Origin of the sequence: Pasteurella skyensis, from assembly GCF_013377295.1 — a bacterium.
GTDB lineage: Bacteria > Pseudomonadota > Gammaproteobacteria > Enterobacterales > Pasteurellaceae > Phocoenobacter > Phocoenobacter skyensis.
Window position 1 is genome coordinate 551,446 of the sequence record NZ_CP016180.1, and the last position, 14,971, is coordinate 566,416.

At 36.0% G+C, this 14,971-nt stretch carries 12 protein-coding genes; 2 read left to right on the forward strand and 10 right to left on the reverse strand.

What is annotated here, in order from left to right:
- Window positions 1-91 precede the first annotated feature (91 nt).
- The 5 genes from A6B44_RS02555 to nhaB all read right to left on the reverse strand — a co-directional run bounded on the left by A6B44_RS02555 (window position 92) and on the right by nhaB (window position 6,166).
- The gene (locus A6B44_RS02555) at window positions 92-2,008 is read right to left on the reverse strand and encodes an ABC transporter ATP-binding protein (RefSeq protein WP_090921733.1); all 1,917 of its coding nucleotides are present in this window, start codon (window positions 2,006-2,008) and stop codon (window positions 92-94) included.
- Window positions 2,008-2,784: a Fic family protein gene (locus A6B44_RS02560; protein WP_090921735.1), complete on the reverse strand. Its 777-nt coding sequence runs from the start codon at window positions 2,782-2,784 to the stop codon at window positions 2,008-2,010. The genes A6B44_RS02555 and A6B44_RS02560 overlap by 1 nt, the downstream gene beginning before the upstream one ends.
- Before the next feature lie 15 nt (window positions 2,785-2,799).
- A protein-coding gene (prfB, locus tag A6B44_RS02565) for a peptide chain release factor 2 (protein ID WP_143054814.1) occupies window positions 2,800-3,898 on the reverse strand; the annotation gives its coding sequence in 2 pieces (ribosomal slippage) (window positions 2,800-3,822 and window positions 3,824-3,898; 1,098 coding nt in all).
- 171 nt (window positions 3,899-4,069) lie between these two features.
- Window positions 4,070-4,606, reverse strand: coding sequence for a disulfide bond formation protein DsbB (dsbB, locus tag A6B44_RS02570; RefSeq protein WP_090921739.1), 537 nt, complete (start codon window positions 4,604-4,606; stop codon window positions 4,070-4,072).
- Between the two features lie 18 nt (window positions 4,607-4,624).
- A complete protein-coding gene (nhaB, locus tag A6B44_RS02575) occupies window positions 4,625-6,166 on the reverse strand; it encodes a sodium/proton antiporter NhaB (protein WP_090921741.1) in 1,542 nt (513 codons plus the stop codon).
- A gap of 181 nt (window positions 6,167-6,347) precedes the next feature.
- On the opposite strand from nhaB, the gene fadR reads away from it, so the two are divergent.
- Entirely contained in the window at window positions 6,348-7,094 is a 747-nt protein-coding gene (gene fadR, locus A6B44_RS02580) for a fatty acid metabolism transcriptional regulator FadR (RefSeq protein ID WP_090921743.1), read from the forward strand.
- A 51-nt stretch (window positions 7,095-7,145) separates the two neighbouring features.
- Here the strand turns inward: fadR and galE are convergent, their stop codons facing one another.
- Window positions 7,146-8,162, reverse strand: coding sequence for a UDP-glucose 4-epimerase GalE (galE, locus tag A6B44_RS02585; protein WP_090921746.1), 1,017 nt, complete (start codon window positions 8,160-8,162; stop codon window positions 7,146-7,148).
- 319 nt (window positions 8,163-8,481) lie between these two features.
- Here galE and dcuC point away from each other — a divergent pair, with 319 nt between their 5' ends.
- A complete protein-coding gene (gene dcuC, locus A6B44_RS02590) occupies window positions 8,482-9,828 on the forward strand; it encodes an anaerobic C4-dicarboxylate transporter DcuC (RefSeq protein WP_090921748.1) in 1,347 nt (448 codons plus the stop codon).
- A gap of 222 nt (window positions 9,829-10,050) precedes the next feature.
- Here dcuC and msbA read toward each other — a convergent pair whose 3' ends face one another.
- The 4 genes from msbA to yoaA are packed head-to-tail and all read right to left on the reverse strand — an operon-like array spanning window position 10,051 to window position 14,959.
- On the reverse strand, window positions 10,051-11,832 hold the full coding sequence (gene msbA / locus A6B44_RS02595; RefSeq protein ID WP_090921750.1) for a lipid A ABC transporter ATP-binding protein/permease MsbA: 1,782 nt from the start codon (window positions 11,830-11,832) through the stop codon (window positions 10,051-10,053).
- A gap of 57 nt (window positions 11,833-11,889) precedes the next feature.
- A complete protein-coding gene (locus tag A6B44_RS02600) occupies window positions 11,890-12,588 on the reverse strand; it encodes an LrgB family protein (RefSeq protein ID WP_090921752.1) in 699 nt (232 codons plus the stop codon).
- Complete coding sequence (locus A6B44_RS02605; protein WP_090921754.1) at window positions 12,581-12,982, reverse strand: CidA/LrgA family protein; 402 nt, start codon at window positions 12,980-12,982, stop codon at window positions 12,581-12,583. Before A6B44_RS02605 ends, A6B44_RS02600 begins: the two co-directional genes overlap by 8 nt.
- 54 nt (window positions 12,983-13,036) lie before the next feature.
- A complete protein-coding gene (gene yoaA, locus A6B44_RS02610) occupies window positions 13,037-14,959 on the reverse strand; it encodes a DNA repair helicase YoaA (RefSeq protein WP_090921756.1) in 1,923 nt (640 codons plus the stop codon).
- Window positions 14,960-14,971 lie beyond the last annotated feature (12 nt).

Sequence of the window (14,971 nt, forward strand, 5' to 3'; positions counted from 1 at the left end):
TAAAGCCCTTTTTCTATTAACTGTAGAAAAAGGGTTTTTTAGTATATAAAATATAGCGGGTACATTAAGCTAAAAATTTGCAAATTTTAGATTAAGATCCTTTGAGTATATGTTCTAGTTCGTCTTGTGCAGAGAGCCACTGGATTTCAATCTCTTCAAGTTGCTGTTTGGTTTCAAACTGTTGAGTTAATACCTCATTTAGTTGGGTTTTATTTTCTGCTTCATAAAGTGAGCTATTACTCAGTTTCTCTTCGACTTGAGAAAGAGTAGCGGTCAATGTCTCTAAACTTTTTTCAAGTTTTTCAATTTGCTTACGCAGTGGAGCAGTTTGTTTACGTAATTCTGCCTCTTGGCGTTTTTGCTCTTTACGGTTTATGCCACTGTTTGATGTGTCAGTATAAGCGGTCTGATTTTGGGATCTTTTTGCAAGTTCAAGCTGATTTTGTTCGTTGAGCCATTTTTGATAATCCTCTAAATCGCCCTTAAATTCTTCCACTTTTTTGTTATGCACCAAATAAAACTCATCAACGGTACTACGCAATAAATGGCGATCGTGCGATACCACCACAAGCGAGCCTTCATATTGTGTTAAGGCTTCGGTTAAGGCTTGTCGCATATCCAAATCTAAATGGTTGGTCGGTTCATCGAGTAACAGTAAATTTGGACGTTGCCACACGATTAACGCTAACACCAAACGGGCTTTTTCTCCCCCTGAAAAACTTTTGACGGCTTGTTTCACTTTATCGCCGTGAAAATCAAATCCCCCCAAATAATTTCGCAATTCTTGTTCGGTTTTTTTAGGGGCAATATGAGTTAAATGCCACAAAGCACTTTCTTCCACTCGTAATGTATCTAATTGATGCTGTGCAAAATAACCTAATTTTACCCCTTTAGCTAAGGCAATTTTTCCTGTTTTAGGCGTTAATTCTTCAGCTAATAATTTGATTAAAGTCGATTTCCCTGCACCATTTCGCCCTAATAATCCAATACGAGAACCTGGAACCAAGTTTAATTTTACTGATTCTAAAATCGTTTTATCGTCATAACCCGCACTCACTTTTTCCATTGAAAGCAACGGACTTGGTAATGAAAGAGGAGGACGAAACTCAAAGGAAAATGGGCTATCAATATGAGCAGGAGCAATCATTTCCATTTTTTCAAGGGCTTTAATACGACTTTGTGCTTGCTTGGCTTTAGTCGCTTTGGCTTTAAAGCGATCAATAAAACTTTGTAAATGTTCTACTTTACGTTGCTGTTGCTGATACGCCGCATTTTGTTGGGCTAATTTTGTGGCTCGTTGAATTTCAAAAGAGCTGTAATTCCCTGTATATTCGTGCAGCTGCTGATTTTCAATATGGATCACACGATTGATAATAGGATCTAAAAAATCCCTGTCGTGTGAAATCAAAATCAACGTGCCTTTATATTGTATCAGCCAACGTTCTAGCCAAATAACTGCATCTAAATCCAAATGGTTAGTCGGTTCATCAAGCAATAATAAATCACTACGACATAGCAACGCTTGAGCTAAATTCAAACGCATACGCCAACCACCTGAAAAGGCTTTCACTGGCTCATCCAGTTGTTCTGTGCTAAAACCTAAACCATTTAACAAGGTTGCGGCACGAGATTGAATTGTCCACGCGTCAATGGTGTCTAACTGAGCATGAATTGTAGCGATTAAATGCCCATCATTATCTAAATTTGCTTGCTCTAAGGCTTGAGTGAGTTGTGTATATTGGCGATCCCCTAAAATGACATACTCCAATGCTGAAATATCAAGAGCAGGAGTTTCTTGATTTACCCACGCAATAGACCAACTACTCGGATACTTAGCTTCGCCACCTTCTGGGGTAAATTCATTTTTAAGTAAGCTCAATAACGATGACTTCCCACAACCATTTTTACCTACAAGACCCACTTTTTGTTTAGGGTTGATTGTTGCATTGGTATTTTCTAATAAAGTCTGTGTTCCACGAGTAAGGGTTAAATTTGTTAAAGTTATCATTAAGGTGTTAATTCCTGATTATTAAAAGCAATTTTCCAATCTCTATCTAGCATTTCTAAATTACGCTCAATACTCGCTTGAACATTATTCGCAACAAAATCAATCACATCTTGATAATTGTCACTCGTTTGTGCATTTTCTAATACTTGATAATATTTTTCTCTATCTTCATTTTTGATAATTGTGATTGGATAGCCCTGTTTCATCAATTCTAAATTCATTAACAGTCGCCCTGTTCTGCCATTACCGTCTGAGAATGGATGAATTTTTTCAAAGCGTGCGTGAAAAATGGCGACCTTTTCAATAATATGGCGATCGCTTTGATTATACCAATCTAAGAGTGTCTGCAAATCTTCTTCAATATGAAAAGGGCGAGAAGTTTCGGTTTTACTATGACTAATCACAACATCGTGATTTCTAAAAACACCTGCAATTTCACGATCAATACTACCGATTACAATCTGATGAAATTCTTTAATCAAGCGAATATCCAATACTCGATTTAACGCAATTTCTTCAAGCAAATAATCAATTGCATAACTCTGATTTTGAGTTTCAATATGATCCTTCAATGGTTTACCGTTAATTGTAATCCCTTGCTCTAAAACAATTTGAGTTTCTCTTAACGTTAAAGAGTTGCCTTCAATCGCATTAGAATGATAGATATATTCTTGCTTTAAACTTTCAAATAATTTCTTTAATAACGATTGCGGTAGCGGTCTGCGAGCGTTAAGAAAATTTTTCAGTTTTTCCAAGTGAGTAATGATATTGTGCATAGTATCCCTTAAAAATTACAACCCAGCCTTCAAACTTGCTTCGATAAAGCGATCTAAATCACCATCTAGCACTGCTTGGGTATTGCGATTTTCCACCCCTGTGCGTAAATCTTTAATACGGCTGTCATCAAGTACATAAGAGCGAATTTGACTGCCCCAGCCGATGTCGGATTTGCTTTCTTCAAGGGCTTGTTTTTCAGCATTTTGTTTTTGCATTTCCAATTCAAATAATTTCGCTCTAAGCTGTTTCATTGCACTGTCTTTATTTTGGTGTTGTGAGCGTCCATTTTGACATTGCACTACTGTGTTTGTCGGTAAATGAGTAATACGTACCGCTGATTCAGTTTTATTGACGTGCTGGCCACCTGCCCCTGAGGCACGGTAAACGTCAATACGTAAATCAGCAGGATTGATGTCAATTTCAATATTATCGTTAATTTCAGGATAAATAAATGCCGCACTAAATGAAGTATGACGACGGTTATTTGAATCAAATGGACTTTTACGTACTAAACGGTGAATGCCTGTTTCGGTACGTAACCAACCAAAGGCATATTCCCCAGAGACTTTTACGGTTGCTGATTTTAATCCTGCCACATCGCCGTCTGATACTTCAATCAGCTCGGTTTTAAAGCCTTTGCTGTCTGCCCAGCGCAAATACATTCGTAGTAACATTTCTGTCCAATCTTGGGCTTCTGTTCCGCCTGAACCCGCTTGTAAATCAATGTAGCAATCGTTCGGATCGTTCTCACCACTAAACATTCGACGAAATTCTAATTTTGCTAATTTTTGTTCTAATGTATCCGCTTCTTGTGTTGCTTCATTGAAGGTGTCTTCGTCTTCCATTTCAACCGCAAGCTCAATCAATCCTTCAATATCATCAACCCCTTGTTCTAATTCTTTGATTGTGTTGATAATTCCTTCTAAGGCGACTCGCTCTTTACCTAAGGCTTGGGCTTTTTCAGGATTATTCCAAACTTCTGGCTGTTCTAATTCTGCATTGACTTCTTCTAAGCGTTCTACTTTGACATCAAAGTCAAAGATACCCCCTGATCACTTGGGTACGTTCAGCTAAATCGGCAAGTTGAGTTCTAATTGGGTTTAATTCAAACATTTTTATTCCTTTGAAATAATTTATAGCTTTGTAGAGATAGGCATATTTTATCTCTACTTAATATGTGATGTACAAAATATCATTTATTATTTTAACATAATAAATAAGCGGTAAGATATTTCTTAAAATTTGCAAATTGTCAGAAATATCTTACCGCTTAGAATAGAGGTTTTATCTAAAAATAAATGAGTCTTTTTTTCTTAATTTTTTAAATTGGCTTAATGCAACAACAACCAAAATGGTTAAATAAGCACTAAAAATCATAATTAACCATTGTGGCATTGAAAAAGTTAAGAATTGCCATTGTATTTCACTGCAACTTCCTCCTGCTTCAAAGAAACTCGGTAGCCATTGGTTTAAAGGTAATTCCGTTGGGAAATTCACTTTAATAGGGCATTGATTCCAAGGCGCTGGATTGAGTTGATAGTTAGTGTGTTCGATCGACAAACTTAAGCCTTTAATTGCACCAAAAATACCGATGCCAAGGGCAATAAATCGGAAAACAAAAAATCGAGGTGCAATAAAAGCAATAACGCCAGCGATACAAATAGCGAGTAAGGCAATACGTTCATAAATGCACATTACACAAGGCACTAATCCCATTTTGTGTTGAAAATAGAGAGCAATGCCCTCTAAGATAGCACCGCTTAAAATCAGCAGTAACCAAGCACTACGATCGAGAGACAGTTCTTTTATGTAAGTAAGCATTTAACCTTATTTCCTATTTTAGCGAACCAATAACCAGCCCCAGCTTTCCATTAATGAAGTGAGAGGCGCTAAGAATACTTCTAGTGAGAAGAATCCAACCAGAGATAAAACTATCGTATATGGTAGTGCCATATAAACCATTTTTCCGTAAGAGAGACGAACCAAAGGTGCAAAAGAGGACGTCAATAAGAACAAGAACGCAGCTTGCCCATTTGGTGTTGCTACAGAAGGTAAGTTTGTTCCTGTATTGATGGCAACGGCAATTAAGTCAAATTGTTCACGGCTAATCACATTGGATTTTAACGCATTGAATGCTTCGTTGATATATACTGTTCCCACAAAAACGTTATCAGAAATCATTGAAAGCAGACCGTTAAATATATAGAACAGTCCTAACTGTGAATGAGGCTCCGCTGATAAAACAAAGTGGATGATAGGATCAAATAGTTTTAAGTCCACAATGACAGCAACAACAGAGAAGAACACTACAAGTAATGCAGTAAAAGGTAGTGATTCTTTAAATGACTCTCCGACAGAGTGCTCATCAATGACACCACAGAATGAAGTACAGATAATAATAATGGTTAAACCGATAATTCCTACATCCGCTAAATGTAAGGCTAAACCGATAACGAGCCAAATTCCAGCAAGGGCTTGAATAATTAATTTTGCACGGTCTTGATCTGTCATTTGTTTATCTTGTTCAGCATTAAAATGGGTAAGGATTGCCCATACACGACGTGGTAATGGGGTACCATAGCCAAAAAGTTTGAATCTTTCAAGTAGGTAGCAAGTTGCCGCACCACAAATAATAACTGGCACACTAATTGGTGCAACACGGAGAACGAACTCACCAAAATGCCAACCTGCTTTATCCGCAATAATCAGATTTTGAGGTTCACCCACCATAGTCATTACACCACCTAAAGCACTACCTACACCTGCATGCATTAACAAGCTACGTAAGAAGCTACGGAATTTTTCAAGTGTTTGTTTGTTGGTTACAATTTTTGCATCACAGGTAATATCATTATCACAATCGTCAAAGGTATAACCAGAGGCTACTTTATGATAAACACCATAAAAACCAACGCTGACACTAATAATTACTGCAATAACGGTTAATGCATCTAAGAATGCAGAAAGAAAAGCAGCACTCAAACAAAATGCTAAGGATAGTGTTCTTTTAGAGCGCACTATAATTAATAATTTAGTGAAAGCATATAATAGTAGCTGTTTCATAAAATAAATACCTGCTACCATAAACATTAATAGTAAAATGACTTCAAAATTTGCCATTATTTCTTCTTTGATATGTTCTGGATGGGTCATTCCAATGATCACAGCTTCCATTGCTAATAAACCACCTGGTTGTAGAGGATAGCATTTTAAAGCCATTGCTAAAGTAAAAATAAATTCACAGACTAAACACCAACCTGCAATAAAGGGATCTATTAAAAATAAGATAGGATTTAAAACTAAAAAGGAAATAATGGCAAATTTGTACCATATTGGGGAATTTCCTAAGAAATTTTTAAAGACAGAACTAGGGTTGAGCATAAAAAATATTCTCCTTCAACTAAATTTGTACTACTAATTAATTAGTCATTGTAATATAGATTGGATTAAACGATAATAAAAAAACTCATATTAGTATAAAATATCTGAAAAAAACATAAACAAAATCAAGTTTTATTCTGATAGAGCAAAAAATAGACTAAATTTAGGTGTTTAAATTAAAATGAACGACAATAAATCTTATATTTTTAAAGCAAACAGTCCTGCTGCATTGGCAGAGGAATATATTATCAAAAGTATTTGGAATAATACTTACCCTCCTCACACTTATCTTCCTGCTGAGAGAGAATTAGCAGATACTATTGGGGTGACTAGAACCACACTTCGAGAAGTTTTACAACGTCTTGCTCGAGAAGGCTGGTTAACCATTCAGCATGGAAAACCTACGCTTGTTAATAATATCTGGGAAACTGGTGGAACAAGTGTAGTGGAAAAATTGTTTCAGCTGGATAAAAGTATGGCGCCTTTTATTATTGCAGATATTCTTTCATTACGTACTCGAATGTCAGATTTTTATATTCCTAAAGCAATCAAAATCAACCCTGAAGGGTCATTGGCCATTTTTGAACATTTAGATGATTTAGAAGATACAGGGCAAGCCTATACCGAATTTGATTATCACGTATTTAGAAGCTTTACTGTGATTGCAGAAAAACCAGTTTATGGATTGATTTTTAATAGCTTTAAAGGTTTGTATAATCAAATTGGGGGCATTTATTTCAATATTCCAGAAGGAAGGAAATTGGCACGTGATTTTTATTATAGTTTAAAAAATTTATGTCAGTATCAAGATGTTGAAAAAGTGAAAGAGTGTATCAAAGTCCATCGAGAGCAAAGTGGTATGCTATGGAATGAAATATTAAGTAAATTACAGACAACAAAAAGTAAGAAGCAAGCGGGTACATTGTAAGAAAAATTTGCAAATTTTTTGTTATATGTCACCGCTTGTTATGTCGTTTAATTAAGCATCATAACCATTTGGATTATTTTTTTGCCAATTCCACGTATCTTTCATCATTTGATTTAGATCTCGTGCTGTTTTCCACCCTAATTGCTCTAACGCTTTTTTAGGATCAGAATAACAAGTAGCAATATCTCCTGCCCGGCGAGGGGCAATTTTATAAGGTACTTGGATATTATTGGTTTGTTCAAAAGCGTTTACCATATCTAATACGGAATAACCCGTCCCTGTACCTAAATTATAAATATGACAACCTGCATCATTATGATGCTTTTGTAATGCTTTTAAATGTCCTATCGCTAAATCGACTACGTGAATATAATCACGTACACCTGTACCATCAGGCGTATTATAATCATCGCCAAATACGGCTAATTGCTGTAATTTTCCTACAGCTACTTGGCTGATAAAAGGTAAGAGATTATTTGGGATACCATTTGGGTCTTCGCCAATTAAACCACTCTCGTGTGCACCCACTGGGTTAAAATAGCGTAAAATAATTGCACTAAACTGTGGGTATGCCTTAGCAGTGTCTTGTAAAATACGCTCTACCATATATTTTGAAGTGCCATAAGGATTAGTTGTACCGCCAACCTCACTCTCTTCTGTAATTGGCACAACTGTTGGATCGCCATAAACCGTTGCAGAAGAACTAAACACAAGGGTGTTCACATTTGCTTTAAGCATCTCTTCAACCAGCGTAATTGAGCCTGTCACATTATTTTGATAATAGTGTAACGGCTTTTGAACGCTTTCTCCGACTGCTTTTAGTCCTGCAAAGTGAATAACAGAATCAATTTTATTTTCAGTAAAAATTTGACGTAACATTGAACGATCTAAAATATCACCTTTATAAAAATTAACCGATTTCCCTGTAATTTGTTTAATTCGATCTAAGGATATTTCTGAAGAGTTAGATAAATTATCTAAAATGATAATCTCTTTATTTTGATTTAACAGTTCAACAACGGTATGTGAACCAATGTAGCCTGCCCCACCTGTAACTAAAATTGCCATAATAGTTTCCTTATACTGTGTTTGTTAGCGGTTAGATTTGTATCATTTTTTGCAAATTATACTCTTTTTTACTTTTTAAAAATATAATCTGATATAAAAATAGTGTATAAAATTTAATTTTGTTAAATATTGGTTTTAGATGTTTTCGAGTTGTTAATAAATACTGTGAACTACGTCATAATAAATTAAAAAATAGTGATTTTTATTGATTATTCAACAAGATAAGTAGTGTGATTATGATAGTATTTATCTTGTGCTAATCGGCATATTAGAAAAATAAAATTTTAATTTCCCAATTAATACAAAGTAGAGGTTTAATATGGATCTTATTATAGGTTTAATTGCAATTGTTGCAGTGAGCTACTATGTTGTGAAAGGCTACTCTGCAACAGGGGTGTTAATGACAGTAGGGATTTTACTGTTATTAGCGAGTGTCATAATGGGCAAAGAAATTATGCCAGCAGGTAAATCAACAGGCACGCTTTATTTAGATGTGATTGAATATGTTAAATATTTACTGATGCATCGTGGTGGTGGCTTAGGAATGTTAATTATGGTACTTTGTGGTTTTGCTGCTTATATGACCCACTTAGGGGCAAATGATATAGTAGTAAAAATTGCTTCTCGCCCATTGACATACATCAACTCTCCTTATCTTTTAATGGTTGTTGCCTATTTCTTAGCCTGCTTAATGTCTTTTGCAGTCACTTCTGCAACAGGTTTAGGCGTACTACTAATGGCAACTTTATTCCCAATAATGGTGAATGTCGGTATTTCACGTGGTGCAGCAGCTTCCATTTGTGCTTCACCCGCAGCTATTATACTCTCACCAACATCGGGTGATGTGGTACTAGCCGCAGAAGTGTCTAAAATGCCTTTAATTGAATTTGCTTTCAGCTTTACTTTACCAATTTCTATCATTGCTATTCTTTGTATTGCTGCGACACACTTCTTTTGGCAACGTTATCTAGATCGTAAAGAAGGCTTTGTTCCAGAGCAATTAGAAGTGTCAGAAATTGAAACTAAAGTCCCTGCTTTTTATGCTATTTTGCCTTTCACTCCAATTATTGGTGTACTAATTTTTAACGGTAATATTGCACCCAAATTACATATTGTAACTATCATTATTCTTTGCTTAGTGATTGTAGCGATTTTAGATTTTATCAGAACATTCAATGCCAAAGTAGTCTATGAAAACCTTGAAGTAATGTATAAAGGAATGGCAGATGCTTTTTCTGGTGTGGTAATGCTCTTAGTGGCAGCAGGAGTTTTTGCTCAAGGGTTAAGTACGGTTGGCTTCATTAAAACCCTAATTACATCCGTTCAATCAATGGGTAGCGGTGGTTTCTTAATGATGATTACCCTTGCCCTTATTACAGCTCTTGCTGCGATTGCAACAGGTTCTGGTAATGCGCCTTTCTATGCATTCGTGGAGCTTATTCCTCGTTTAGCGGTGCAAATGGGAATTAATCCTGCTTATTTAACTATTCCAATGCTTCAAGCTTCAAATATTGGACGTAGTTTATCACCAGTATCAGGTGTGGTCGTTGCAGTATCTGGAATGGCAAAACTGTCACCATTTGAAGTAGTAAAACGTATTTCAGTACCAATGATTGTGGGTTTAATCGTGGTGATTGCAGGAACAGAGTTATTAGTCGTTGCTTAATTGATTAAATATAGCGGTTACATTGTAAGAAAAATTTGCAATTTTTTATACAAAGTAACCGTTTTTTATTTGCTTAAATCTAGAGTAGGGCTGTTAAGTATTATATTCCGTTTCCTGAGCCTGTTGAAGAACGAATCAGATGTAGGAAAAGCACTTATACTTCGACAAGCTCAGTAACTGTGCTTTAGCAAACTCAACAACTGTATAATGCTTAATTCACCTTTATTCATCACTAAATTGTAAATTATGTAGCTGTTTATAAGCCCCATCTTGTTGCATTAGTTCAGAATGTGAACCTCGTTCAATAATTTTTCCTTGATCAATTACCAAAATTTCATCGGCTTTTTCAATTGTAGATAAGCGATGAGCAATAACCAAGACACTACGATTTTTTTGTAATTCTTCCAATGCTAATTGAATGGCTCTTTCTGACTCTGTATCAAGGGCAGAGGTTGCCTCATCAAGTACTAAAATAGGTGAATTACGCAATAATGCACGTGCAATAGCAATACGTTGGCGTTGTCCTCCTGATAGGCTGACCCCATTTTCTCCAATCATACTATCTAATCCGTTCGGCATTTTTTCAATAAATTCCATCGCATGAGCAGCTGTGGCGGCTTGAATAATTTGTTCTTTGGTATATTTATCCGTTGCAGCATAGGCAATGTTATTGGCAATAGTGTCGTTAAATAAATGTACCTGTTGTGAAACAATCGAACACTGTGCTCTCAGGTTATTTAATTTGTAATCGCAAATATCGATGCCATCAATGGTAATTTTCCCACTGTCAATTTCATAAAAACGAGTAATTAAATTGGCAATAGTAGATTTTCCAGAGCCTGAACGTCCTACTAATGCGAAGGTTTTCCCTGCAGGAAGTGTAAAAGAAAGATGACTTAATGCAGGTTCATCTTTGGTACTATAAGTAAAAGTGACATCATCAAAACAGACTTCACCTTTGATCTGTTTTGTATCATATGAACCATTATCTTTTTCTGTTGGTAGATCAAATAAAGTAAACAACGTTTGGCAAGCTGCCATTCCTTTTTGAAATTGAGCATTAACGTTGGTTAAAGTCCTTAGAGGGCGCATTATTGCTAACAGAGAAGCGAGTACCGCCGCAAATTCTCCAGCGGTCAGATCATTGCCCATAATTTCAGGTGAACCTGCGAGATAAAGCACGACCGCAAGGGCTAAAGAGGCAATAATTTGGATGATTGGGTTTGAAATCGCATCAATAACCATCAATTTCATCCCTTTGCGGCGCATATCATTACTGGTATGTTTAAAACGCTCTTCCTCCACTTTTTGACCACCAAATGAGAGTACCACTTTATGGCCACGTAGCATTTGTTCAGCACTGGCAGTCATTGTTCCCATTGATTGTTGCATATTACGGCTGACTTCACGAAAGCGCTTTGAAATTAGGCGTACTAAAAAGGCAATAATCGGGCCAATAATGAGTAACACAAGGGAAAGACGCCAGCTATAATAAAACATTGTCCCGACTAAAAACATCACATAAGCACCTTCTCGCACAATAGTTTGTAAGGCACTCGCAGACGCCCCTGCAATTTGCTCTGAATCATAGGTAATACGAGAGAGAAGCTTTCCTGAGGAGTTCTGATCGAAAAAATCTACAGGCATAAACATTAGGTGTTTAAATACTTTCTGGCGCATTGTCATCACCACTTTGCCATTCACCCAAGCAAGGCAGTAGGTGGCGGCAAAGCTACTAATGCCTCGCATAAAGATTAAGCCAACAACAATAAATGCCATCATTTTAAGAAAATCTTGATGTTCAGCACTAAAGCCTTTATCGATTAAAGGTTTTAACATTGAAATTAAATAACCATCAACGATTGCATTGATAATTAAAGCAATAACAGAGGCAATAATTCCCCATTTAAAGGGCGTAATCATTGGCCATAGGCGTTTAAATGTATTCCAAGTAGATTGATCTTGAGTGATTTTATCAAGGTCATAAGAAGATAATTTAGTCATAAATTCTCATTTTTACATAATCATATTTTAGGTTTCAGGGGGAGTATTGTAAATGCTTTAGCCCATAAATAATAGAATAATTTTCATCACTAAAGGGGCAAAGAAAGAGGATAAAACACCACATAATACTAATGAAATAGAAGAAAAACTTCCCATTTTTATACTGGATTCTAACAATCTTGCCGTGCCTAGAGCGTGACTTACTGCGCCCATTCCCAGACCAATTGCTTTAGGATTTTTTATTTTTAGCCAATTTAATAGAGTGAGTCCAAACAGTGAACCAGTTAGTCCTGCAATGGTTACGCCTACTGCGGTAACAGAAGGTTCTCCATTAATTTCTGTTGCGATTGCAACCGCAATTGGTGTGGTAACAGATTTTGGTAGCACTGAGGCTAAAATAGCTTTATCACCACCGAGCAAGAGTGTAAAGAGAGCGCCTGAGAGCATTGAAAAGAGTGTTGCAAAAAAACTAATAATGACAATGCTTTTCCAGTAACGCCGAATTTGAGGCAGTTGCTCATAAAAAGGGTAAGCGAGAGCCACAACAGATACACTAAGTAACTTATTGAGAACCTTATTTCCTTGATAATAAGAGTGATAAGGAATATGAGCCGCCACTAAAATAAAGGCGAGTAGTACGAGTCCAATTAAAAAAGGGCTGAAAAGGGTAATATTGATTTTTCGGCTTAGTTTTAGACTAACAACAAATACAATAACCGTTAAAAAAGCATAATAATAAAGAGGGAAATTAGACATTATGATATTTCCTTCTATTATGGCGTTTCTTTTGTACTTGTTTGTTTAGCAACCATTGTGCAAAGTAAGTAATCACCACTAAGGATAAAATGGTACTTAGAAAAATCGCAATAAAAAAAGCACTTAAATAATCATTAAACAATTGTTTATGTTCAATAATTCCTACACAAATGGGGAGGAAAAAGAGTGTCATATAACGAGTTAATAGTTTGGCGCTAGGGGCAATCCATTCTATATTAATAATGCCACAAGCAAGACAAACAAACAGTAATAGCATTCCCCAAATACTGCTTGAAATACCAATAGGTAAAAATTGGTTGATTATTTCCCCAAGGTGTAGCATTACAAATAAAATAGCGAGCGAAATAAAGAATTTAATAATTTGGTTTAACATTATTTTCCTAAGCGGTATCATTGTGATGAAAATTTGCAAATTTTTAATAAGATCTTACCGCTTATCACTCAAAAAATTAACTACTTTTGTTAAATCTCTGGTTTTTTTTGCAGGAGGGAGACTTTTTAAGAATGTTGCACCGTATTGGCGGTTCACTAAACGAGAATCACAAATAATAATCACACCTTTATCACTAACATCCCGAATTAAACGTCCAACACCTTGTTTTAAGCTAATCACCGCCTCTGGAATTTGAATATCATTAAAAGGATTACCACCTTGTAATTGACAATCTTCCATTCTCGCTTTTAATAACGGTTCATTTGGTGAACTAAAGGGAAGTTTATCAATAATAACAAGGGAAAGGGCATCACCTCGAACATCAATACCTTCCCAAAAACTTTGAGTTGCCACTAAAACGCTATTTTTTTCAGTAATAAATTGTTTAAGAAGCTCACTTTTACTGGTTTCTCCTTGTAATAAAATGTTCAGTTTGCTGTGCTCTCGAAGAAAATCACATAAACCTCGCATCATAAAATAGGAAGTACAAAGTAAAAAGCAGTGTCCATCATTGGCTTCAATAACAGGTTGTAACATTTTTCCTAATTCAGTAAGGGTATTACTACGATTTGTTTCAGGTAGATAGCGAGGAACACAAAGTAACGATTGGTTTTGATAATCAAAAGGGCTTTGTAGTACGATTTGCTCTGCGTTTTCAATACCTAAGCGTTGGCAAAAATGATTAAAGTTTCCGTCTACTTCAAGGGTGGCAGAGGTAAATACCCAACCAATTTTTTGATTGTTGAGTTTTTCTCCAAATTTATCCGCTACAGTGAGGGGAGTAATATGCAATCCAAAATAGCGACCATTGCCCTCATACCAATAGCAATAGCCAGTAACAGAGGTATCTGAAATGGCTTTAAGTAAGTTTTTGCTTTCTGCTAAACGTTCGAAAATATTATCTAAGGTATCGGAACGTCCTAATGACTTTTTAGCAACTTCACTTAAAAAATCAACGTTTTCAATAAGTTTATTTAGTCCTTCAACAACTTTTTGATCTTGAAATAAATCACGTAAATTACCTTTTGCTGTGGTACCACCAAGTAATAAACGAAAATCTTGTATCACTTTTTGTAGGTGATCCGAAGCAGTGCCTAATTGTTTAGCATCTTTTAATTCTGTGCGATAGACAATATTGGTATCTTTACAGATATCCAGTAATTGACGAGAGGTTAAAGATTTTCCAAAATATTGACTCGCAATATCAGGCAGTTGATGTGCTTCATCAAATATAATTAACTCAGCCTCTGGAATAAGCTCACCAAACCCTGTTTCTTTTACCGCCATATCGGCACAAAATAGATGATGATTTACCACTACAATATCAGCATTCATTGCCTTTTGACGAGCTTTAACCACATAACACTCTTTAAATTGAGGGCAATCAGAACCAAGACAATTATCTGTGGTACTTACTAATTGCGGTAAAATTTGGCTGTCTTCTGCAATCGTAATACATTCGCTTAAATCCCCTGTTGGGGTTGATGTTTGCCATTTACGTACTTTAGATAAATCCGCTAATACGGATTTATCACCAGCAACCCCCATTGCGATAAGTTGATCTAAACGGTCTAAACATAAATAGTTTGCTCGTCCTTTAAGTAATGCCACTTTCCCCGTGTAATTTAAGGCCTTTTGAATAGTGGGTAAATCTCGATTAAAGAGTTGATCTTGCAGGTTTTTTGAGCCTGTAGAAATAATGGTTTTCTTTTTTGAAAGCAGAGCAGGGACAAGATAGGCGAAAGTTTTACCTGTACCCGTACCTGCTTCAACAACTACAGAATTTGCAAATTTTATTGATCTTCCTACCGCTTGTGCCATTTGAGATTGGGCATCACGAGGGGAAAAGCCTTTAATATTTTGGCTTAAACACCCCTCTTGATTAAAGGCATCAATTATTTTTTGTTCGTACGTCATTAAATTAGCAAA

Excerpts from the sequence above, each read along its gene's own strand:
- A6B44_RS02555 (WP_090921733.1), bottom strand. The coding sequence starts at position 2,008 with ATGATAACTTTAACAAATTTAACCCTTACTCGTGGAACACAGACTTTA.
- A6B44_RS02560 (WP_090921735.1), bottom strand. The coding sequence starts at position 2,784 with ATGCACAATATCATTACTCACTTGGAAAAACTGAAAAATTTTCTTAAC.
- dsbB (WP_090921739.1), bottom strand. The coding sequence starts at position 4,606 with ATGCTTACTTACATAAAAGAACTGTCTCTCGATCGTAGTGCTTGGTTA.
- nhaB (WP_090921741.1), bottom strand. The coding sequence starts at position 6,166 with ATGCTCAACCCTAGTTCTGTCTTTAAAAATTTCTTAGGAAATTCCCCA.
- fadR (WP_090921743.1), top strand. The coding sequence starts at position 6,348 with ATGAACGACAATAAATCTTATATTTTTAAAGCAAACAGTCCTGCTGCA.
- galE (WP_090921746.1), bottom strand. The coding sequence starts at position 8,162 with ATGGCAATTTTAGTTACAGGTGGGGCAGGCTACATTGGTTCACATACC.
- dcuC (WP_090921748.1), top strand. The coding sequence starts at position 8,482 with ATGGATCTTATTATAGGTTTAATTGCAATTGTTGCAGTGAGCTACTAT.
- msbA (WP_090921750.1), bottom strand. The coding sequence starts at position 11,832 with ATGACTAAATTATCTTCTTATGACCTTGATAAAATCACTCAAGATCAA.
- A6B44_RS02600 (WP_090921752.1), bottom strand. The coding sequence starts at position 12,588 with ATGTCTAATTTCCCTCTTTATTATTATGCTTTTTTAACGGTTATTGTA.
- A6B44_RS02605 (WP_090921754.1), bottom strand. The coding sequence starts at position 12,982 with ATGTTAAACCAAATTATTAAATTCTTTATTTCGCTCGCTATTTTATTT.
- yoaA (WP_090921756.1), bottom strand. The coding sequence starts at position 14,959 with ATGACGTACGAACAAAAAATAATTGATGCCTTTAATCAAGAGGGGTGT.